Origin of the sequence: Hymenobacter profundi, assembly GCF_019334315.1 — a bacterium.
GTDB classification, from domain to species: domain Bacteria; phylum Bacteroidota; class Bacteroidia; order Cytophagales; family Hymenobacteraceae; genus Hymenobacter; species Hymenobacter profundi.
The window spans coordinates 51,790-70,621 of the sequence record NZ_JAHWGL010000002.1; the positions used below are offsets into that span (position 1 = coordinate 51,790).

An 18,832-nucleotide genomic window follows, 5' to 3' on the forward strand; every position below is an offset into this window, starting at 1 on the left:
CTGTAGCCTCATGTGGTGGATATATGCGCTTCTCTCGGCCGTGTTCGCGGCCCTCACCGCCGTGCTGGCCAAAATCGGCATCAAGGGCGTCGACTCCAACCTGGCCACGGCCATCCGCACGGTGGTGATTCTGGTGCTGGCCTGGGGCATTGTGTACTTCCGGGGCGGGCTGGAGCACATCGGCGACCTGACCCGCACCAACTGGATTTTTATCGGCCTCTCGGGGCTGGCAACCGGGCTTTCCTGGGTGTTCTACTTCCGGGCCCTGCAGCTGGGCAAGGTGTCGCAGGTGGCTCCGGTTGATAAGCTCAGCGTGGCCATTGCCATCGTGCTGTCGGTGGTGTTTCTGGGCGAAAAGCTGACCTGGCACACGGGCCTGGGCGCCGCCATGATTATTGGCGGCACGCTGGTGCTGATTTTTTAAGCCTTATTCACCAAGTAGGTTCTGTTATGCGTTTTCCCCTCTTCAAATCCGTGGGTCTGAGCTTGCTGCTTGCCGCTCCCTTCTCTCCCACCCGTGCGCAGCAGGTGCCCAAGCCAGCGGCCGACACCCTGCACAAATTCGAGCGCCCCGCGACCGGCGTGGGGGCGGTGGTGAAAAAAAGCTTTTTCCAGAGCAAGGGATTTCGGGCCAGCGTCGTGCCGGCGGTGCTCATCGGCTACGGCATCAGCACCATTCACGGCCACGGCTTTTACAGCAGCTACGACGCCAAGAGTGACATCAACCACCTCTTCGGGCCCGGCCGCCATACCCACGTGGACGACTTCCTGCAGTTTGCGCCCTACCTGGAGTTGGGCGGGGTGCTGCTGGCCGGCGTGGAATCCCGCAACGACCGGGTGAACCTGGGCCTGGTCATCCTGAAAAGTGAGTTGATTATGGTTTCCAGCGTGTTCATCGTCAAGTACGCCACCAACATCGACCGGCCCGACGGCACGCCCACGGCCTTTCCCTCGGGCCACACGGCGCAGGCCTTTCTGGCCGCCAGCATCCTGCACACCGAGCTGCGCGACAAAAGCCAGTGGTACGGCATCGGCGCCTATACCCTGGCCTCGGGCGTAGCGGCCCTGCGCATGATTAACGACAAGCACTGGGAGTCCGACGTGGTGGCCGGCGCGGGCTTTGGCATCCTCTCGGCTCACCTGGGCTACCTCACCCACCGCTACCGCTGGGGCCACAAGCCCGGTGGCACGGCCAGCAGCCTGCACGTCACGCCGCTGTACTATGCCGGGGCTACCGGACTTTCCCTGAACTGGCAGCCGCGGTAAGCTTGTCGTATACTGCCTCCAACCAGACGCTGCCATGAAGAAGATAGCCGAAGTAACCCTGCTATTCTGGGTGATGAAAATCTGCGCTACTACGCTGGGCGAGACGGCCGGCGACCTGCTGGCGCAAACCATGAACGTAGGCTACGGCACCAGTTCCTTGATTCTGATAGGTATTTTTCTGGTTGTGTTGGTGGCTCAGCTGGCCGTGACCCGCTACATCCCGGTGCTGTACTGGGCCGTGATACTGGCGACCAGCACGGCCGGCACCACCATGTCCGATTACATGGACCGCACCCTGGGCCTGGGCTACGCCGCGGGCGCGCTCATTCTGGTCAGCATTCTGGCCGTGGTGCTGGGGGTGTGGCAGGTTAGCGAAAAGTCTTTGTCGGTCAGCAACGTTACCACTCGCCGCGGGGAACTGTTCTACTGGACGGCCATCTTGGTTTCCAACACCTTGGGCACAGCCCTGGGTGATTACCTGGCCGACGACTCCGGCCTGGGCTTCGGGGGCGGGGCGCTGCTCATCGGCTCGCTGCTGGCCCTGGTGGTACTGGCGTACTACGCGACGAGCATTTCGCGGGTGCTGCTGTTTTGGTTGGCCTTCGTGCTTACCCGGCCCTTCGGCGCCACTTTTGGCGATTTGCTGACCAAGGCACCCGACCAGCACGGCCTCGGTTTTGGCACGCAGGGCTCTTCCCTCATTCTGTTCATTATGCTAGCCGTGCTGGTCGGATACAATTCTTTGAAACACAACCCCAACCAACTGGCGAAACCCGGCGCAAACGAAAACAGACCGGGCGAGTGAATGCCCGGTCTGTTTTCGGAGCAGTTGCGCACTACTTCTTCACCAGCGAGCCATCGGCGTTGAACACCACGTCCTGGTATTTGCCGCCCTTGCTCACTTCGGCCTCGTAGGTAGTGGCCCCACTGGCCGATACCAGAACGGCTGCTTCGGTCACCTGGTAGGCTTTGTAGTCACGGGCCAGCCTGGCGCGCACAGCGGCGGGCAGCTTGGCCGGTGAGATGTCCGACTCGGTTTCGACCAGTGCCCCGGTGGGGGTAATGATGGCCGACATCGTAACGCCATTCTGTTTGAATCCGGCTTCGTACTTGTCACCTTCCTTCTCCCACGAGTTGGTTTTCACTAAGGGGAACTTGGCTTTGAAGGTGGCGCGGACGGCGGCGGGCACCTGGGCGGGCTTCAGCATCTGGGCCTGCGCGCCCCAGGCAAGCACGGTGAGCAGGGCCGAAAACAAGGTCTTTTTCATGGAATTCAGAAATAAGCAAGTGAAATAAGTACACAAGGTTACCTGCTGATTCTGAGCAATGTCTGAGCACAATGAATAGCCTGAAAATAAACCAAGTGGTCGGCAAGGCCGCCACGCACCGGCAGGTATTTCTTGCCGCCTCTTTGTATTCTTACTACGTCCTGAAGGCCATCCGCCCATGAAACTCCTGATTGTCGAAGACGAGGCCGAACTGGCCGCCAGCCTAGTGAGCTACCTGGAGGGCGAGCAGTACCGCTGCGAGGTGGCCAGTACCTACGCCGCGGCCGAGGAGAAGATGCTGCTCTACGACTACGACTGCATCCTGCTGGATTTGACTTTGCCCGGCGGCGACGGCCTGGAGCTGCTGCGCCAGCTCCAGCAGCGGCAGAAGGCCGACGGGGTCATCATCACCTCGGCCCGCGACGCGCTCGACGACCGCATCGCCGGCCTGCACCTGGGGGCCGACGACTACCTGCCCAAGCCCTTCCACCTCTCGGAGCTGAGCGCCCGCATCGCGGCCCTGGTGCGGCGGCGCCACTTCAACGGCTCGAACCTGGTGCAGGCCGGTCCGCTGGCCGTGGACGTGCTCCTGCGCACCGTGCGCGTAAACGGGGAGCCGCTGGCGCTGACCCGCAGCGAGTGTGATTTGCTGCTGCTGCTGCTGGCCAACCAGAACCGGGTCGTGATGAAGTCGACCATCGCCGAGCACCTCTCGGGCGACATCGCCGAGCACTTCGACTCCTACGAGCCGGTGTACACCCACATCAAGAACCTCAAGCGCAAGCTGGCCGAGGCCGGCCTGGGCGAGTGCATCCTGACCGTGTACGGCCTGGGCTACCGCTTCGAGCTGGCCGCCGCATGAGCGCGCCGCGCCCGATACAGCTGCTCATGCGCACCCTGCGGGCGCAGCTTGCCTACGCCGGGGTGGTGCTGGTGGCGGGCACCTTCGTGTTTTACTACGTGCTGCGCCAACTCTACTACGCCGACGTGGACGAGGCACTGCTGCTGCGCCGCGAGGAGGTGGTGAGCAAGCTGCCGCTGGTGCCCTCGCCGGCCGACCTGGCGTTGTGGATGAAGCTGAACCGCGACCTGGAAATCCAACCGCTCCCCGCGCCCACCGCCGAGCCCGACCGCCTCTTCGGCGAGCTGCGCTACGACAGCCTGGCCCACGAGATGGAGCCCTACCGCACGCTCGTTACCACCGTGCGCTACCAGGGCCGGCCCTACCGGCTGGTGCTGCGCAACTCGCTGGTGGAAGACGAGGACCTGCTCGCGGCCATTGCCCTGGCGCAGGCTGGGCTGCTGGTGGTGCTGCTCGGCGGGCTGGTGCTGGTGCAGCAGCGGGTGGCCCGCCGGCTGTGGCGGCCCTTCTACCAGACGCTGGCCCAGCTGCGGCGCTTTCGGCTCGACCAGCGCGCGCCGGTGGCGCTGGCGCCCACCGCCATCCGCGAGTTCGGGGAGCTGAACGAAGCCCTGACCGAGCTGCTCACCCAGCACCGCCGCCAGTTTTTGAGCCAGAAGGAATTTACTGAAAACGCGGCCCACGAGATGCAGACGCCCCTGGCCGTGCAGCACACCAAGCTGGAGCTGCTGGCCCAGGGCTCCGACCTGACCGAGGGACAGGCCCGGCACGTGGAGGCGCTTATCGCCGTCACGCAGCGCCTCTCCCGCCTCAACCGCAGCCTGCTGCTGCTGGCGCGCCTGGAAAACCAGCAGTTTGCCGCCGACGAGCCGGTGGACCTGCGGGCAGTGGTGGCAAGCGTGGCCGCCCAGCTGCAGGAGCAGGTAGCAGCCGCCGGCCTCGCCCTGGAGCTGCGGCTGGCGGCGCCCGGCCTGGTGCAGGCCCACCAGACGCTGATGGAAATCCTGGTGAGCAACCTGCTCAGCAACGCCATCCGCCACAACGTGCCGGGCGGCACCATCGGCGTGCACCTGAACGCAACGGAGCTGGTGGTGGAAAACACCGGCCGGCCGGTGCCCTTGCCCCTGGGGGAGGAATTTGCCCGCTTCCGCAAGGACGCCCTCAGCGCGCCCGGCGGTGTGGGACTGGGGCTGGCCATTGCCCGGCAGGTGTGCGACACCTGCGCGCTGGCCCTGCGCTACAACTTTGCCGCCCCCAACCGGCACCGCTTCACCGTGCAGTTGAGCTAAAGGGAGCGGGTACTCCGAACCTGCTCAGAATTGGCCGGTAGCTTGCCGGCTTATCTGGCAGCGGCAGGCCCTATCCCGCGTCTCAGCTCTTATCCGTCCATGGCCCATACCCAACCTTTCTTCCACCACACGGCGCACCCCACGGGCATCATGGCCCCGGCCCCCGAGCCGGAGCGCTACCCTTTCCACGACAACGACGAGTGCCCGGTGGGCCAGCAACTAAACGACTATGGACTGTAAGTCCATAGGTTTGAAGGCGAATGAAATTCGGCGGTTTCGGCTAAAGCCGGTCGCCCTGACTGCTCGCTTTTCTACAACGAAGCGAAAGTGACGCTTCGAGCATAGAAGTGAGTAGCAACTAAAGTCTTGCCCTAAAGGGCATAGCTTTAACTAGCGTGCTTGAAAAGTAAAGGCCAGCGGCGAGTGGCAATACTACGAGCCTAAGCAGAAAGAAGAAACCCGGCCGCGCTGCATCACCTGCGCCGAGCTTAACCCGCAAGGGGCTGGCCGGCCCCTACCCGCCTCCCGAATTCCCAACGCATGAAATTCCCCCGCCTTACAGCCCTGGCCTGGCTGCTGCCCGGCCTGCTGGCCAGCTTTGCGGCCCGGGCGCAGCCGGCGTCCGCCCCCGCGGCCCCGCCAGTGCGGGACCTGGCCTACTACCTGGCCCAGGCCCAGCAGAACAGCCCCCTGGCCCGCGACGCCCAGAACCAGGTGCAGGCCGCCGGCCTCGAAGCCCAGCGCCTGCGCGCCCTCTACACCCGCGCCCAGGTCACGGTGAGTGGCAACTACCTCGTGGCCCCGGTGCTCTCCCACGACAACGGGCAGACCAAGCTGCTGTACTCCGGCGAAAACGCCACCAACTACACCGGCTACGACAAGGCCCTGAGCAACGGGGCCCTCTACCAGGGGCTGGTGCAGCTCACGCAGCCCCTGTTTGCCACGGGTCGCTACAACGTGTACGCCCAGCAAACCCAGAACCTGGCGTTGAGCCAGCAAAACCTGGCCCGCCTCTCGGTGCACGACCTGGAAAAGCTGGTGGCCGACCAGTACATCCTTTGCCGGCAGGACCTGGAGCAGCTCACCTACGTGCGCGAGCTGCTCGCCATCCTCAACACCCAAAGCCTGCTGGTGCGCAAGCTCGTGGAGGCCAGCCTGCTCAAGCAGTCCGACTACACCCTGCTCACCATCGAGCAGCAAACCCAGCAGCTGGCCCTGAACACCTACCGGGCCGCCTACCGCCGCGACCTGCTGGACCTCAACGTGCTCAGCGGCATCGGCGACACCACGGAAGTGGTGCTGCCCGCGCCCAACGTGACGCTGCAGCGCACGCCGGTGGCCGCCCCCCGCTTTCTGGAGCGCTACCGCCTCGACAGCCTCGGGCTGGCCGCCACCCAGCAGGTGTTCGAGCTGCGCTACCGGCCCCAGGCCAGCGCCTTCGTGAACGGGGGCCTGAACGCCGTGTCGTTCGGCGACATCCCCAACCGCTTCGGCACCAGCGCCGGGCTGAGCTTTTCGCTGTTTCTCTTCGACGGGCACCAGCGCGAGTTGAGCCGGCAGCGCACCGGCATCCTGCTGCGCTCGGTGCAGCAGGCGCGCCAGAACTTTCAGACCGTGAACCCCGTGCGCGAGCAGCGCATTTTGGGCGAGCTGCGGGCCCTGGAGGAGCGCCAGCGCCTAGCCCGCGCGCAGCTGGCCAGTTACCGCTCGCTGCTCGACTCCTACAAGCGCGAGGTCATCGCCGGCCAGCTCTCGGTCATCAACTACGTGCAGGTGCTCAAGAGCTACGCAGCCGCCAGCCGCGACCTGGTGCTGCTTGACAACAACCGCCTGCTGCTCATCAACGCCTACAATTACTGGAACTGGTAGTCTCATGCCGATAACATCCCTTTTAGCTTTACTATCCTTCCCCCGTGTCGCCCGGCTTGCCCTGGGACGGGCGGTGCTGCTGGCCCTGCCCGCGCTGGTGCTGGCCTGCCATTCCGGCGACCCCGCCGAGGAAGCGGCCGGGCCGCCGCCCCGGGCCCAGGTGAAGACCGTGCAGGCCTTAACGCAGCCCCTGGAAGAGTTCGTGAGCTTCCCGGCCACGAGCATCTACCCGCGCAAAAGCGCGGTGACGGCCCCCATCGCGGCCTACGTCACCGGCGTGCGGGTGCGCATCGGCGATAGGGTCAGCGCGGGTCAGGTTCTCTTTACCCTCGAAACCCGGGAGCGTCGCGCCCTGGGCGGCAGCATCACGCGCATCGACCCGAGTTTGCGCGACTTCGGCCTGCAAGCCGTGAAGGCGCCGGCCAGCGGCGTGGTCAGCGTGCTCGACCAGCCCCAGCCCGGTGCCTTTGTGCCGGAGGGCGCCCCGCTGTGCACCGTGGCCGAAAGCAGCCAGCTCGTGTTTCAGCTCAGCCTGCCCTATGAGTACCACCAGCTGGCCGCCGGCCAGCCCACGGTCACCATCCTGCTGCCCGACAGTACCCGGCTGATGGGCACGGTGCAGGCCCCGCTGGCCAGCGTGAGCACGGGTCAAGCCGAGGTGTACCTGGTGCGCCCGCAGAACGTGACGGCCGTTATCCCCGAAAACCTGGTGGTGCAGGTGCGCCTGACCAAGGCGCGCCACGCGGCGGCCCAGCTGTTACCGGCCTCCGCCGTGCTCTCGGATGAGACGCTGGATAACTACTGGGTGATGAAGCTCGTGAACGACTCGACGGCCGTCAAAGTGCCGGTGAAGCTCGGCACCCAGACGCCCGAGCAGATGCAGATTTTAAGTCCGGTGTTTGGCGCCAACGACCGGATTCTGAGCGCCGGCAACTACGGACTGGCCGACACGGCTAAAGTGAAAGTGGTACGATGAAGCAGGACCAGCCCAGCAACGCCGCCCCCGTACCCGCCGTGGTGCCGCAGCCCGTGCACCGCGACGGCCTGCCCGCCGTGGGCGCCAACGGCCCGGCCGGCAGCCCGCCGCCCCCGACGCCCGACCCGGCCGACTCGACCTACTTCCAGACCTACCGCAAGCCCATCCTGCTGGTGGCCCTGCTGCTGCTGGCGGCCGGCATCTTCGCCTACCAGCGCATGCAGACGGCGCTGTTTCCCGAAGTCACCTTTCCCAAAATCACGCTCATCGCCGACAACGGGCAGCAGCCCGTGGACCGGATGATGATAACCGTCACCAAGCCGCTGGAGTCGGCCGTGAAGCGGGTGAAGGGCGTGACCATCGTCAAGAGCAGCACCAGCCGCGGCTCCTGCGTGATTGAGGTGTACCTGACCTGGGACGTGGACGTGTACGCCACCAAAACGCAGCTGGAAAGCCGCATCAACGAAATCAAGGGGCTGCTGCCGGCGGGCGTCACCATCTCGACTGAGGCCATGAACCAGTCGCTGTTTCCGGTGCTGGGCTACACGCTGGAAAGCAGTTCCCGCTCCCCCATCGCCCTGCGCGACGCGGCCAACCTGGTGGCGCGGCCCCTGTTTTCGCAGGTGCCCGGGGCCTCCAACGTGGTGGTGCGCGGCGGCAAGGCCAAGGAATACGTGGTGATTCCCGACGCCGTGAAGCTCACGGCCCTGGGCATCCCGCCGGGCCAGCTGCTCACGGCCTTCGCCAACACCAACTTCGTGCTCAGCAACGGCAACCTGGCCAACTTCCGCCGGCTCTACCTCACGCTGACGGATACGCGTTTGGCCGACGTGCGCGACCTGGAAAACGTGGTGGTGCGCGCCGACGCCGGCCGCGTGGTGCGCCTGCGCGACGTGGCCCGCGTGGACGTGCAGGAGCAGCAGGAGTTCGTTATCATTAACGCCAACGGCCACGACGCCGTGCTCGTGGACCTCGTGAAGCAGCAGGGCACCAACCTGGTGAACTTTGCCCGCGACGCCCACGCCAAGGCCGAGGAAGTGCAGCGCCTGCTGCCGCCGGGCATGAAGCTCAAGCCCTACTACGACCAGTCGGCGTTTGTCGGCGACAGCATCGACAGCGTGGTGCACAGCATCCTGGAAGGGCTGGCGCTGGCCATCCTGGTGATGATAGTGTTCCTGCGCTCCTGGCGGGCCAGCCTGGTGGTGCTACTCACCATTCCGGTCACGGTGGGCTTCACGCTGCTGGTGCTCTACCTGGTGGGCATCACCATCAACATCATGTCGCTCGGCGCCATCGCGGCCTCGGTGGGCCTGATTATCGACGACGCCATCGTCATCATCGAGCAGATATACCGGGTGCACGAGGAGAACCCCAAGGAAAGCAAGTTCCGGGTGGTGCGCGAGGCCATCCGCGACCTGTTTCCGGCCATGGTGGCCTCCTCGCTGAGCACCATCGTCATCCACTTTCCCTTCCGCCTGATGAGCGGGCTGGCGGGCTCCTTCTTCAAGGAGCTGTCCGACACCATGCAGATTACCATGGTCTGCTCGTTTCTGGTGACCTGGCTGCTGCTGCCGGTGCTGCACCTGCTCATCGGCTACCGCGCCGGCAAGCAGGCGCACGTCCACAACGCGGCCCAGGAGCAGGCCGAAAAGCTCAGCTGGCTCACCGGGCTGTTTGCCCGGCCGCTGCTGGCCATTTTGTTCGTAGTGGTGCTGGCGGGCGGGGCCTACTTAGTGTCGGGCAAGCTCGAAACCGGCTTTCTGCCCGACCTCGACGAGGGCACCATCGTGCTGGACTACTACTCGCCGCCGGGCACGTCGCTGGAAGAAACCGACAAGATGCTGCGAGCGGCCGAGAAAATCATCATTGCCCACCCCGACGTGGAAAGCTACTCGCGCCGCACCGGCATCCGCATGGCCTTCCGCACGGTGCCGGCCAACTACGGCGACTACTCCATCCAGCTCAAAGCCGACCACCAGCTCAGCACGCCCGAGGTCATCAACCAGCTGCGCCAGCGTATCAACGCCACCCAGCCGGCGCTAACCATCGACTTCGGCCAGCGCATCGCCGACCTGCTTGGCGACTTGATGAGCACGCCCAGCCCCATCGAAATCAAGATTTTCGGCGACAACCAGGCCACCCTCGAAAAGCTGGCCCGCCAGGCCGGGCAGGTGCTGGAAAAGACGCCCGGCGTGGCCGACGTGGAGGACGGGCTGGTGGTGGCCGGCCCCGGCATCATCTTCCGGCCGGATTTGGCCAAGCTGGGGGTGTACAACCTCACGCCCACCGACTTCCAGACCCAGCTCAACGCCCTCACCGGCGGGGTGCCGCTGGTGGGCATTGGGGCCAGTCAGGGCAACGTCTCGCCGGCCCAGAGCGCCATGCTCGGCGGGGTGCAGGTGGGCCAGGTGCAGGACGGCGAGCAGATGCGCACCGTGCTGCTGCGCTTCGTGGACTTCCGCCAGAACTCGCTGGCGCAGCTCAAAAAGCAGCTCATCTTCCTGCCCGACGGCACGGCCAAGCCGCTGGCCTTCTTCACCGCCATCGACGTGGAGGCCGGCGAGGTGGACCTGCGCCGCGAAAACCTCAAGTCGGCCGTGGTGCTCACCGCCCGCCTCAACGGCCGGGATTTGGGCAGCACGATTAAGGAGTTGCAGCAGCGCCTGGGTCAGCAGCTGCCCCTGCCGCCGGGCTACACCGTGGTCTACGGCGGCGCCTACGCCGAGCAGCAGTCCTCGTTTCGGGAGCTGGAGCTGATTCTGCTCACGGCTTCGCTGCTGGTGTTCACCGTGCTGCTGTTTTTGTTTCGGGAGTGGCTGATTTCGCTGCTCATCCTCTTCATCTCGGTCATGGGCATCACCGGCTGCCTGCTGGGTTTGTTTTTTACCGGCATCCCGCTCAACGTGAGCTCCTACACGGGCATCATCATGATTGTGGGCATCATCGCCGAAAATGCCATTTTCACCGTCAACCAGTTCTACGCCAGCCTGCGCGAGGGCGGCGACGTGGACCAAGCCATCCGCTTTGCCATTGCCCTGCGCATCCGGCCCAAGCTGATGACGGCCATCGGCGCCATCCTGGCGTTGATGCCGCTGGCCCTGGGCATCGGGCTGGGCGCGCAGATGCAGCAGCCGCTGGCCGTCTCGGTTATCGGCGGCTTTCTGGTGGCGCTGCCGCTGCTGCTGTTCGTGCTGCCCAGCGGCATGCGCCTGATTTATCACCGCCGCAGCGCCGCCCAGGAGCTGGCCGAGCGGGGCTAACGCTCTATCCCCTTCCCTGATGAAGAACGCAAACCAAAGGCTCCTGGCCTGCGCGGGTGCACTGCTGCTGCTGGCCGGGGGCTGCCACTCCGACAACCACGCGAAACAAGCTGCCGCGAATCCGCCGGCGGCCGTGCCGCTGTTGCAGCTGCAGCACACCGTGCCGCTGCCCCACGTTAAGGGCGGCTTCGACCTGATGGCGCTGGACGCGGCCGGCCAGCGGCTGTTTGTGGCCGCCGAAGACAACCACACTGTGGAAGTCCTTGACGTGCGCAGCGGGCGGGCCCTGGCCAGCCTGCCGGGCTTCAACGAGCCGAAGTGGGTGGTGTACCGGCCCGAAGGCAACCGGGTGTTCGTTTCAACTGGCGACGGCCGCGTGACGGAGCTGGACGGGAAAACCTACCAGAAAGTGCGCTCTTATGCCTTCCGCGAAGCCTGCAACAACCTGCGCTACGACAGCCTCCCCCAGCAGCTGGTGGTGGGCGTGGGCAAAAGCTTCGGGGCCCTCGGGCTGATAGACACAGAGCGGAATGTGAAGGCCGGCGAAATTCCCCTGGCCGGCTACGCCAAGCAATTTGAGCTGGACGGCAACCGCATTTACGTGAACGAGCCGGCGTTGAATCAGGTAGAAGTCATCGACCGCACCACCCGCAAGCCGGTCGCCACCTGGCCCGTTACAGGTTTCAGCCAGAACATTCCCATGGCCCTGGACCGGGTGCACCACCGGCTGTTCGTGGCCTGCGCGCCGGGGCAGCTGGTGGTGTTTTCAACCTCAGACGGGAAGCCAGTGGCCAAGCTGTCCATTCCGGCGGACGCCGATGGCATCTACTACGATGCCCGGCGGGTCCGGCTCTACATTTCCTGCGGCGCCGGCAGCATCGCCGTGGTGCAGCAGCAGACGCCGGACCGCTACCAAACCCTGCAGCTGCTGCCCACCGTACCGGGTGCGGGCACCTCGCTGTACTCGGCAGCCCTGGACGCTTATTTTCTGGCCACCCCGCAAGCAGCCGGGAGGGTGGCCTCCCTCCGAGTCTACCGCGTGGAGAAGTAATGGCTCCCTATTGGGCAGTGGGGCAGGGATACCCGCGCAAAAGCACACCTCAGAGCACCAGCCCGGGCAACGGTAGCAAGAGCATCGCCGCACGCGCGGCGGGCCAGTCGTCGTGGTCCGGCTCCAGCACGCTGGCCAGCAGCAGGACCAGCCACGCCAGGCGCAGGTGCGGAGCAGCCCAGCTCAGCACCTGCACCGGGGGGATGGGCCAGGGCGAAAGGCTCAGCAGCACCAGCACCAGGGCGACATGCCAGAGGACCAGGGCCGTGGCCAGCCGCCACGGGTAAAGCAGCGCCCGCCGCCGGTCCTGGCGGGTGAGGCCGAGCAGGGTACTGCCGTAGTCGGCGGGGGCGGGCGGCCCCAGCCACCTCACCAGCCGGGGCCAGGCCGCGAGGCGCACCCACCAGCTCCAGCCGCGGGCTTTCCATCCCCAGCGTTGGGCATGGTGCCGGACCGCAGCCCGGAGCGGGTGCAACAAACGCAGAAAGGTGGGGGAAGGCGGCATGGCGAGGAGCGAACAGGATAAACTACCCCGGCGGCCCCAGCGGGCCCCCGGTCTGGTAGGAATCATCAGCGCCAAGCCGGGGCCTGGGCGGTTCGCGGTGGAAATCCATCACCGAATACTGTGGGCCGAAGATAGAAAAAACCAGCGAATTATAAACCTGCCTGCCGGGGTAAACATCAGGCCCATTGGCCCGTTGAACAGCATCACCCCTGTCGCCTATGAAAGCCCTTCTCCACTCGACGTCCTTATCCAAGCACCGGGTCGCTTTGCTGGCGGGCCTGAGCCTGGCCGCCTGGCTGAACGGCTGCGCCGTGGCAAAAATCAGCGAGGCCCACGCCCAGGACAGCCGGCGGGCCGAGGTCGAATGCGCCCCCGCCTCCACCACGACCATGCCCCTGCCGGGTCCGTCCCTGCCGCCCGCACAGGTGCTGGCCGACACCCTCTTGCGGGGCCATTTCACGCCGGCCGCGCTGGAGGCGGCCAACCGCTACGGCCTGCTGCCGGCCCTGCACCGCCTCGCGGCCGCGCCGGTGGGCTCGCTGACCCGGCTGGGCGAGCGGCAGCGGGTGAGCGAACAGCTGGCCGCGCTGGCGCTGGCCGTGAGCAGCACCGCCGCCGAGCTGGACTGCGAGGAGGAGCGGGCCGACCAGATTGCCGACTACCTGCTGGACCGCGCCGGCAGCCGGGTGCGCACCTTCACGCTGCTCTCCATCCTGCTCGGGGCGCTGGGCACGGTCGTCACGGGGGTGATGTCGCTGCTGGAAGTGCGCAAAACGCTGTACCGGCCCATCGGCATTGCCTTTGGCCTGGCCGGGGCTACGCTCGGGCTGCTCACCCTGCGCACCTCCGAAACCACCGTGGACTTCCGGCACCGCCGCAACGCCCTGGCCGCCATCGGCCGCGGCCCGGCCGCGGCGCCGGTGTTTCCCGCCGCCGTGTGGGTTCACCTGACGCAGGCCAGCTCCCACCGCCCGGAAGTCCTTTCCCCCCGCCAAACGCTGCTGCAACGCTGGCAGACCACCGGCGAGCTCGGGGCCAAGGACGCGGCGGATAAAGAGCGCCTGCTGCACCTGCTCTTCGGGCCGGGCGGCACCTACAAGGCCAGCGAGCTGCGCATCCGGGCCAATTTCTACGACCAGCTCGAATCCAGCGTCGCCCTGATGAAGCCCGACGTGTTCCTGCTCAGCCAGCAGGTGGCCACCCTCCCTTGAGGCCCGCAGCAGGTCCGCGGCTGGCTCTCACGTTCGGGCTGACGGCAGCCGGCGGCGCTGGTCTAAACCAAAGAAAAGCTACCCGCATAATAAGGCAACCGTCTATAAGGCTGCAAAAATCAATAAAGAGAAGCTGGCAGGCCAGCCAAACAGCTCAGCGCGCCACGTTGTCGCTCTCGCGCAGCAGCACGCGCACCTGGGCCAGCAACGCCTGGTTGCGCTCCAGGAAGGCGGCAATCTGGTCGGGGTGGTCAATCAGCTCCACGCACTGCGGGTGCTTGACGGGCATGTGCTCGTGGTGGCCGTGGTGCAGGGCGTCGCCCTGCAAGTAGCCGGCCGTCACGTTGAAGGCAATGGCCTGCTCGATGCCCTGCGCCTTGGCGGCCTGGAGCAGCTCGTGGGCCAGCGGGCGGCCCAGCAGGCGGCGCCAGCCCTGCCGGCCGCTGACGGGGGCGCCGTGCTGGAAGTAGAGCCGCAGCACGGTGTAGGGGATGTTGGGTTGGGGGATGTGTCGCTTCATAACGCGGGGTTGCGGGTGGCGGCCGGGTCGCGGCCGTTTTTGCGGTGTTCGGAGATTTCGCCCAGCTGCCGGCCCTGCTCGCGGCCGTGGCGCAGGTGCTTGGCGTGGCCGATGACCTGCGAGGAGTAGATGCCCGTGTGGCCCGAAAACAGGTAGGAGGCCGCGCAGGCCAGGGCCAGGTACACCCCGGCGTGGGCGCCGAATAACTCCAAGCCCATGAAGGTGCAGGCCAGCGGCGTGTTGGCCGCCCCCGCAAACACGGCCACGAAGCCCATGGCCGCCAGCAGCGCCACCGGCAGCGGCAGCACCAGCGCCAGCGCGGAGCCCAGCGCCGCGCCAATGAAAAACAGCGGCGTCACCTCCCCGCCCTTGAAGCCGCAGCCCAGCGTGAGGGCCGTGAGCACGAGCTTGAGCAGGAAATCCTGCGGGGGCAGCGGGGCCTGAAACGCGGCCACGATGGTGGGCACGCCCAACCCGATGTACTTGGTAGTGCCCAGCGCGAAGACGGCCAGCGCCACCAACGTGCCCCCCACCACGGGCCGCAGCGGCGGGTAGGCGATGCGCTTGAACCAGTGCGTAATCCGGTGGGTGAGCGTGGCAAAGCCGCGCGCCGTGAGGCCGAACAAAACGCCGCACCCAACGGCCAGCAGCAGGGGCACGGGGGCCAGGTCCGGCGCGTCGAGCTGCACGTAGGGGGTGTGGCCCACGCCCCAGGCCCGGGTCACCAGGTCGGCGCTCACGGCGGCCAAAAAGCTGGGCACGATGGCGTCGTAGCGAATCGAGCCAATCAGAAACACCTCCAGCCCGAACACGGCCCCCGCCAGCGGGGTGCCGAACACCGAGGCAAAGCCGGCGCTGATGCCGGCGATGAGCAGCAGCTTGCGGTCGCGGGGCCGCAGCCCCAGCAGGCGGGTGAGCTGGTCGGCCAGGGTGCCGCCCATCTGCACGGCCGTGCCCTCGCGCCCCGCCGAGCCGCCGAACAGGTGGGTGGCCAGCGTGCCGAAGAGCACGAGCGGGGCCATGCGCAGCGGAATGATTTTACGCGGGTTGTGAATCTCGTCGATGAGCAGGTTGTTGCCCTTCACCACGCCCTGGCCCAGGTAGTAGTAGCTGGCCCCGATGACGAAGCCGGCGGCCGGCAGCAGCCCGATGACCCAGGCATGGGCTTCGCGCCAGGCGGTAATCCAGTCCAGGGCCAGCAGGAAGCCGGCCGAGGCGGTGCCCACGAGCACGCCCACGCCGGCGCCTATCAGCAGCCAGCGGCCCAGAAACAGCAGGTGGGGCACCTGGTCCATGGCCAGCACGGGCCGAAAGCGAGTAAGATGGGGAGGGCGAAAGGCCACAGCAGCAGGGTTGGTTAGCAGAAGGAGAAAATAAAAACGGGGCTAGCGCAGCGGCACCACCAGCACCGGGCAGTGGGCGCGCTCCATCAGGTGCTCGGCCGCGCCGCCCAGCAGCAGGCCCAGCAGGCCGTGCCGGCCCTGGGTGCCCACCACCAGCAGGTCGGCCGGCCAGGCCTCCACGGTGGCCAGCACCTGCTCGGCCGGTTGGCCCCAGGGCAGAAAGCGGGTGAGGCGCAAGCCCGGGGCGGCCAGGGCCGCGAGCTGGTCGAGCAGCTCTTCAGCGCGGGCCAGCAGCAGCGCCTCGGCCTCGGCGTGGGTCTGGCCGGCATCGATGTTGCCGATGGCCGCCACATCGTCCAGTACCGTGACGAGGGCGGCCTCCGCGCTCAGGGCGGCGGCTAGCTCCAACCCGGCCTTCGCGGCATGGTAGCACTGCGGGCTAGCATCGGCGTAAATCAGAATCCGGTGGTAAGACATGGCAAATGAATGAAAGTGAGGAGCAAAATCAAACAAACCGCGCCAGCCACAGCCCCACGAACGCGGCCAGCAGGCCCAGCAGCAGGCTGCCGGCGGTGTAGGCGAAAAGCAGCAGCAGCTCGTGGGTGCGGGCCAGCGTCACGCTCTCGTAGGCGAAGGTGGAAAAGGTGGTGAAGCCCCCGCAGAAGCCCGTGGTCAGAAACAGCCGCCAGGCCAGCGGCGCGGCGGTGTGGCGCTCAAAGAAGCCCAGCAGCAGGCCGATGAGCAGGCAGCCGCTGACATTCACCAGGAAGGTGCCCAGGGGAAAGCCCACCGGCACGAAGCGCAGAAAGTACTGCTGCACCCAGTAGCGGCTCACCGACCCCAGGAACCCTCCCAGGCCAATAAATAACACCGAACGGTTCATATTTCGTGCTTTATGTGGCGATACAGAAAAGGACGTCCGCCTACGCAAAACGGGACAGCCAGAGCCCCACCCCGGCCAGGAGCAGCCCCAGGAGCAGGCTCCCACCCCCGTAGAGCAGCAGCGGCCCCGGGCCCAGGTGCCGGGACAGCCCTTCGTACATCACGTGAAAGAACGCCGTAAAGCTGACGATGCCCATCACGTACAAGGGCAGCTTCGGGCCCAGCGAAGCCAGCCGGCGGTCGTACACGCCGAGAACGAAGCCAAACAGCAGGCAGCTGCCCCACACCACGAGCAGCGCGGTGAGCGGAAGTCCCCCGGGCAGCAGGGGCAGTGAGGAAAAGGCAGTCATGGCGCCGCATCGCTAAAATTCCGGGTTGGTCTTCAGGTCCACCAGTTGCCCCTTTTGCAGCAGGCGCAGCTCGTGTTTCAGGTTGCGGGCGTTGCTGCGCGTGGTGTAGTCCGAGTCGAGCTGGCTCAGGTCGGGCTGGCCGGCATTCACCCAGGCCGTGTACCAGAAGTTGGCCGTCGACTGCACTGCCACCCGCAGGCGGCGCTCCACGAAGGAACCCAGCGCCTGGTGGTAGCGCGTGGCGTAGGCCCGGGCGTGGTAGTCGTCGTTGAACTGCGTTTTGCGGAGGGCGCCCTGCGCGTCGTGCTCGTAGCGGTCGGCTTCGGGTACCTGGGCCTGCAGCCGGCGCTCCACCGCCAGCAGCGTGTCGGCGCTGGCGTGGCTCTCGGCCAGCAGGCGCCAGGTTTCCGCTACGGGGTCGGCCAGGTAGGTGGCCGGGCCCACGTTGAAACGGTAGGTGGCGCCGAACAGCTCGGGCAGCTGGCCCTCAAAAAAGGCGTGGATGCCGGTCTGGCCCGTAAGCTGGCCGTTGTGGTTGGTCGAGGTGTGCAGGGGCATCTGCGCATCGCCGAGGTAGTGGCCCAGGTCGGCGGCCAGAAACAGGATTTCGTCTTTGCGGCCGTTTTTCATGGCCTGGGTGAGCTGGGCCAGGTTCTCCTGAATGGTCCAGGGCAGCGTCCCGTTTTTGGCCAGCGTGGCCGCGTCGTACCGGCTACGGGCCTCGGCGGCCGTCCGGGGCAACTGGGTTAGCGGCACGGGGTAGGCTTCCAGGTCGATGAAGTGGCGGGGCCCCTCGGCCTTATCGCGGAGCACGAACTTGCGGGCATCGGGCATCACGGCTTCTTCGGTCACAAAGTCGGCGTGGTTGTAGAAGAAGGTGCGCAGCGCCGGCGGCAAGGCCAGCACGGCGGCGCGGTTGATGCGCTGGTGGCTCCAGGCGCCCCAGGCAAACAGGAGCGAAGGCGTAGCCAGCAGCAGGACGAGCAACAGCAGCCGACGCGAAGCAGAGGATAAAAGCATGGACAACAAGATGAGGGGGGGGGAAATAGCATGGAATTGCGCAGCTCACAGCCGGGAGCATCAAGTTGATGCGGGCGGAACGGGCGGCATCAATCGGGCCTCGCCCCAGGCGTAGAATTGGCTCACGGTGTAGGCAAGCGGAATGCTCACCAGCACGGGCACCAGCACGTCGGACGGGTAATGCACGCCCAGGTACACGCGGCTATAAGCCACGAGCGTCGCCCACGGAAACAGCACCCACGGCAGCCAGGGCAGCCGCCGCCGGGCGGTGAAGTAGAGGAAGAACGCCAGGGCAAACACGTTGCTGGCGTGCGAGGACACGAAGCCATAGGTGCCGCCCCGGTACGCGTGCAGCAGCCGCAGCTGGTTGGTCAGCCCGGGCTCGTGGCTGGGCCGCAAGCGCTGAAACCAGGGCTTGAACAGGCTGGCCGACACCTGGTCGCTGAGCAGGATGAGCACGGCAATCAGCGGGAGCAGCAGCCAGGCCCGCCGCCGGAAGCGCACGGCGAGCAGCGCGAGCAGCGCGGCGTAGAAGGGCACCCAGGTGAACGTCTGGCTGGCCCACCACATCAGCGCGTCGCCCCAGGAGTTGTGGTGGCCGTTCACCCACAGCAGCAGGCGCGTATCCAGGGCTTGCAGGAGCTCACGCATGGGCCAAGGAATTGGCCCGCTGCCGCTGATGGCACGGGCAGTGGGCGGGCGCGCAAGCAAAGCCCCGCAGGGGCCGCTGATGGCGAAAAGGAAAGACGTAGGGCACGAAAGCGAACGACAGGATGAGCTACCCGGGCCGCCCGCGTGGCGGCCCGTTTCAGTAGGAATCATCAGCGCAGGGCCGGAGCCCTGGCGGTTCGCGGTGGAAATCCATCACCGTATGCGGGGCGAAGATAGAAGAAACCCTGCGAACCAGAAAGGGGCCGGCGCAGGTAAACCTGAACGGCAGTTGCGTTTCCTCGCTTTTTTACGCCGGGGCCGGCACTCCCAAGCCAAGAAGGCCAAACCAAAGCACCCACCAGACGCACGAAGTCCGGTGCGCCGACCAGCTCGTGCAAGTCCGGCTGCCCCCAGCCCCAGCGGCCCGGCTCCCGGCAGATAAGCGCGAAGGCTGTCCAATGCCTTCAGCACCCGTGAAAAAGGCAGCCCTCCTGCGGAGGGCTGCCTTT

20 protein-coding genes and 2 riboswitches are annotated in these 18,832 nt (G+C 66.3%); of the genes, 12 read left to right on the plus strand and 8 right to left on the minus strand.

The genetic code is table 11. The annotated features are described in order from the left end of the window. Positions 1-10 precede the first annotated feature (10 nt). From KYK14_RS01170 to KYK14_RS01180, 3 genes are read left to right on the plus strand one after another with little or no spacing between them, the layout of a single operon-like run. Entirely contained in the window at positions 11-424 is a 414-nt protein-coding gene (locus KYK14_RS01170) for an EamA family transporter (protein ID WP_219156244.1), read from the plus strand. Positions 425-450: 26 nt separating this feature from the next. Continuing rightward, complete coding sequence (locus KYK14_RS01175) at positions 451-1,266, plus strand: phosphatase PAP2 family protein (RefSeq protein ID WP_219156246.1); 816 nt, start codon at positions 451-453, stop codon at positions 1,264-1,266. 34 nt (positions 1,267-1,300) lie between these two features. Beyond that, entirely contained in the window at positions 1,301-2,071 is a 771-nt protein-coding gene (locus KYK14_RS01180) for a COG4705 family protein (RefSeq protein WP_219156248.1), read from the plus strand. A 31-nt stretch (positions 2,072-2,102) separates the two neighbouring features. Here KYK14_RS01180 and KYK14_RS01185 read toward each other — a convergent pair whose 3' ends face one another. Then, complete coding sequence (locus KYK14_RS01185; protein WP_219156250.1) at positions 2,103-2,534, minus strand: PepSY-like domain-containing protein; 432 nt, start codon at positions 2,532-2,534, stop codon at positions 2,103-2,105. Positions 2,535-2,712: 178 nt separating this feature from the next. Between KYK14_RS01185 and KYK14_RS01190 the strand changes: the two genes are divergently transcribed. From KYK14_RS01190 to KYK14_RS01230, 9 genes are all read left to right on the plus strand, one after another. Beyond that, a complete protein-coding gene (locus KYK14_RS01190) occupies positions 2,713-3,396 on the plus strand; it encodes a response regulator transcription factor (protein WP_219156252.1) in 684 nt (227 codons plus the stop codon). Further along, positions 3,393-4,685, plus strand: coding sequence for a sensor histidine kinase (locus KYK14_RS01195; RefSeq protein ID WP_219156254.1), 1,293 nt, complete (start codon positions 3,393-3,395; stop codon positions 4,683-4,685). The genes KYK14_RS01190 and KYK14_RS01195 overlap by 4 nt, the downstream gene beginning before the upstream one ends. 99 nt (positions 4,686-4,784) lie before the next feature. Next, complete coding sequence (locus KYK14_RS01200) at positions 4,785-4,925, plus strand: hypothetical protein (protein WP_219156256.1); 141 nt, start codon at positions 4,785-4,787, stop codon at positions 4,923-4,925. A gap of 300 nt (positions 4,926-5,225) precedes the next feature. Continuing rightward, positions 5,226-6,554, plus strand: coding sequence for a TolC family protein (locus tag KYK14_RS01205; protein WP_219156258.1), 1,329 nt, complete (start codon positions 5,226-5,228; stop codon positions 6,552-6,554). A 4-nt stretch (positions 6,555-6,558) separates the two neighbouring features. After that, a complete protein-coding gene (locus KYK14_RS01210; protein ID WP_219156260.1) occupies positions 6,559-7,530 on the plus strand; it encodes an efflux RND transporter periplasmic adaptor subunit in 972 nt (323 codons plus the stop codon). Continuing rightward, positions 7,527-10,790: an efflux RND transporter permease subunit gene (locus KYK14_RS01215; RefSeq protein WP_219156262.1), complete on the plus strand. Its 3,264-nt coding sequence runs from the start codon at positions 7,527-7,529 to the stop codon at positions 10,788-10,790. The genes KYK14_RS01210 and KYK14_RS01215 overlap by 4 nt, the downstream gene beginning before the upstream one ends. Positions 10,791-10,809: 19 nt before the next feature. After that, on the plus strand, positions 10,810-11,841 hold the full coding sequence (locus KYK14_RS01220; RefSeq protein ID WP_219156264.1) for a YncE family protein: 1,032 nt from the start codon (positions 10,810-10,812) through the stop codon (positions 11,839-11,841). Positions 11,842-11,953: 112 nt separating this feature from the next. Further along, positions 11,954-12,367: a hypothetical protein gene (locus KYK14_RS01225; protein ID WP_219156266.1), complete on the plus strand. Its 414-nt coding sequence runs from the start codon at positions 11,954-11,956 to the stop codon at positions 12,365-12,367. Positions 12,368-12,395: 28 nt separating this feature from the next. Beyond that, positions 12,396-12,468: riboswitch (Fluoride riboswitch) on the minus strand. 96 nt (positions 12,469-12,564) lie between these two features. Next, on the plus strand, positions 12,565-13,557 hold the full coding sequence (locus KYK14_RS01230) for a hypothetical protein (protein WP_219156268.1): 993 nt from the start codon (positions 12,565-12,567) through the stop codon (positions 13,555-13,557). A gap of 154 nt (positions 13,558-13,711) precedes the next feature. On the opposite strand, the gene KYK14_RS01235 is transcribed toward KYK14_RS01230, so the two are convergent. The 7 genes from KYK14_RS01235 to KYK14_RS01265 form a co-directional block, all read right to left on the minus strand. Next, positions 13,712-14,077 carry a DUF190 domain-containing protein gene (locus KYK14_RS01235; RefSeq protein ID WP_219156269.1) on the minus strand — a complete coding sequence of 122 codons (366 nt, stop codon included), beginning with the start codon at positions 14,075-14,077 and terminating at the stop codon, positions 13,712-13,714. Next, complete coding sequence (locus KYK14_RS01240) at positions 14,074-15,420, minus strand: voltage-gated chloride channel family protein (protein WP_343217043.1); 1,347 nt, start codon at positions 15,418-15,420, stop codon at positions 14,074-14,076. The genes KYK14_RS01235 and KYK14_RS01240 overlap by 4 nt, the downstream gene beginning before the upstream one ends. A gap of 42 nt (positions 15,421-15,462) precedes the next feature. Next, positions 15,463-15,897, minus strand: a complete 435-nt coding sequence (locus tag KYK14_RS01245; RefSeq protein ID WP_219156270.1) for a universal stress protein — start codon at positions 15,895-15,897, stop codon at positions 15,463-15,465. Positions 15,898-15,925: 28 nt separating this feature from the next. After that, positions 15,926-16,303: a fluoride efflux transporter CrcB gene (gene crcB / locus KYK14_RS01250; RefSeq protein WP_219156271.1), complete on the minus strand. Its 378-nt coding sequence runs from the start codon at positions 16,301-16,303 to the stop codon at positions 15,926-15,928. 40 nt (positions 16,304-16,343) lie between these two features. Continuing rightward, positions 16,344-16,652: a fluoride efflux transporter CrcB gene (locus tag KYK14_RS01255; protein WP_219156273.1), complete on the minus strand. Its 309-nt coding sequence runs from the start codon at positions 16,650-16,652 to the stop codon at positions 16,344-16,346. Positions 16,653-16,664: 12 nt separating this feature from the next. Further along, positions 16,665-17,672: a zinc dependent phospholipase C family protein gene (locus KYK14_RS01260; RefSeq protein ID WP_219156275.1), complete on the minus strand. Its 1,008-nt coding sequence runs from the start codon at positions 17,670-17,672 to the stop codon at positions 16,665-16,667. Positions 17,673-17,732: 60 nt separating this feature from the next. After that, positions 17,733-18,494 carry a phosphatase PAP2 family protein gene (locus tag KYK14_RS01265; RefSeq protein ID WP_219156277.1) on the minus strand — a complete coding sequence of 254 codons (762 nt, stop codon included), beginning with the start codon at positions 18,492-18,494 and terminating at the stop codon, positions 17,733-17,735. Further along, positions 18,478-18,550: riboswitch (Fluoride riboswitch) on the minus strand. It overlaps the preceding gene by 17 nt. Positions 18,551-18,832 lie beyond the last annotated feature (282 nt).

Excerpts from the sequence above, each read along its gene's own strand:
- KYK14_RS01265 (WP_219156277.1), bottom strand. The coding sequence starts at position 18,494 with ATGATTCCTACTGAAACGGGCCGCCACGCGGGCGGCCCGGGTAGCTCA.
- KYK14_RS01200 (WP_219156256.1), top strand. The coding sequence starts at position 4,785 with ATGGCCCATACCCAACCTTTCTTCCACCACACGGCGCACCCCACGGGC.
- KYK14_RS01170 (WP_219156244.1), top strand. The coding sequence starts at position 11 with ATGTGGTGGATATATGCGCTTCTCTCGGCCGTGTTCGCGGCCCTCACC.
- KYK14_RS01260 (WP_219156275.1), bottom strand. The coding sequence starts at position 17,672 with ATGCTTTTATCCTCTGCTTCGCGTCGGCTGCTGTTGCTCGTCCTGCTG.
- KYK14_RS01185 (WP_219156250.1), bottom strand. The coding sequence starts at position 2,534 with ATGAAAAAGACCTTGTTTTCGGCCCTGCTCACCGTGCTTGCCTGGGGC.
- KYK14_RS01245 (WP_219156270.1), bottom strand. The coding sequence starts at position 15,897 with ATGTCTTACCACCGGATTCTGATTTACGCCGATGCTAGCCCGCAGTGC.
- KYK14_RS01175 (WP_219156246.1), top strand. The coding sequence starts at position 451 with ATGCGTTTTCCCCTCTTCAAATCCGTGGGTCTGAGCTTGCTGCTTGCC.
- KYK14_RS01180 (WP_219156248.1), top strand. The coding sequence starts at position 1,301 with ATGAAGAAGATAGCCGAAGTAACCCTGCTATTCTGGGTGATGAAAATC.
- KYK14_RS01230 (WP_219156268.1), top strand. The coding sequence starts at position 12,565 with ATGAAAGCCCTTCTCCACTCGACGTCCTTATCCAAGCACCGGGTCGCT.
- crcB (WP_219156271.1), bottom strand. The coding sequence starts at position 16,303 with ATGAACCGTTCGGTGTTATTTATTGGCCTGGGAGGGTTCCTGGGGTCG.
- KYK14_RS01255 (WP_219156273.1), bottom strand. The coding sequence starts at position 16,652 with ATGACTGCCTTTTCCTCACTGCCCCTGCTGCCCGGGGGACTTCCGCTC.
- KYK14_RS01210 (WP_219156260.1), top strand. The coding sequence starts at position 6,559 with ATGCCGATAACATCCCTTTTAGCTTTACTATCCTTCCCCCGTGTCGCC.
- KYK14_RS01220 (WP_219156264.1), top strand. The coding sequence starts at position 10,810 with ATGAAGAACGCAAACCAAAGGCTCCTGGCCTGCGCGGGTGCACTGCTG.
- KYK14_RS01215 (WP_219156262.1), top strand. The coding sequence starts at position 7,527 with ATGAAGCAGGACCAGCCCAGCAACGCCGCCCCCGTACCCGCCGTGGTG.
- KYK14_RS01190 (WP_219156252.1), top strand. The coding sequence starts at position 2,713 with ATGAAACTCCTGATTGTCGAAGACGAGGCCGAACTGGCCGCCAGCCTA.
- KYK14_RS01205 (WP_219156258.1), top strand. The coding sequence starts at position 5,226 with ATGAAATTCCCCCGCCTTACAGCCCTGGCCTGGCTGCTGCCCGGCCTG.
- KYK14_RS01195 (WP_219156254.1), top strand. The coding sequence starts at position 3,393 with ATGAGCGCGCCGCGCCCGATACAGCTGCTCATGCGCACCCTGCGGGCG.
- KYK14_RS01235 (WP_219156269.1), bottom strand. The coding sequence starts at position 14,077 with ATGAAGCGACACATCCCCCAACCCAACATCCCCTACACCGTGCTGCGG.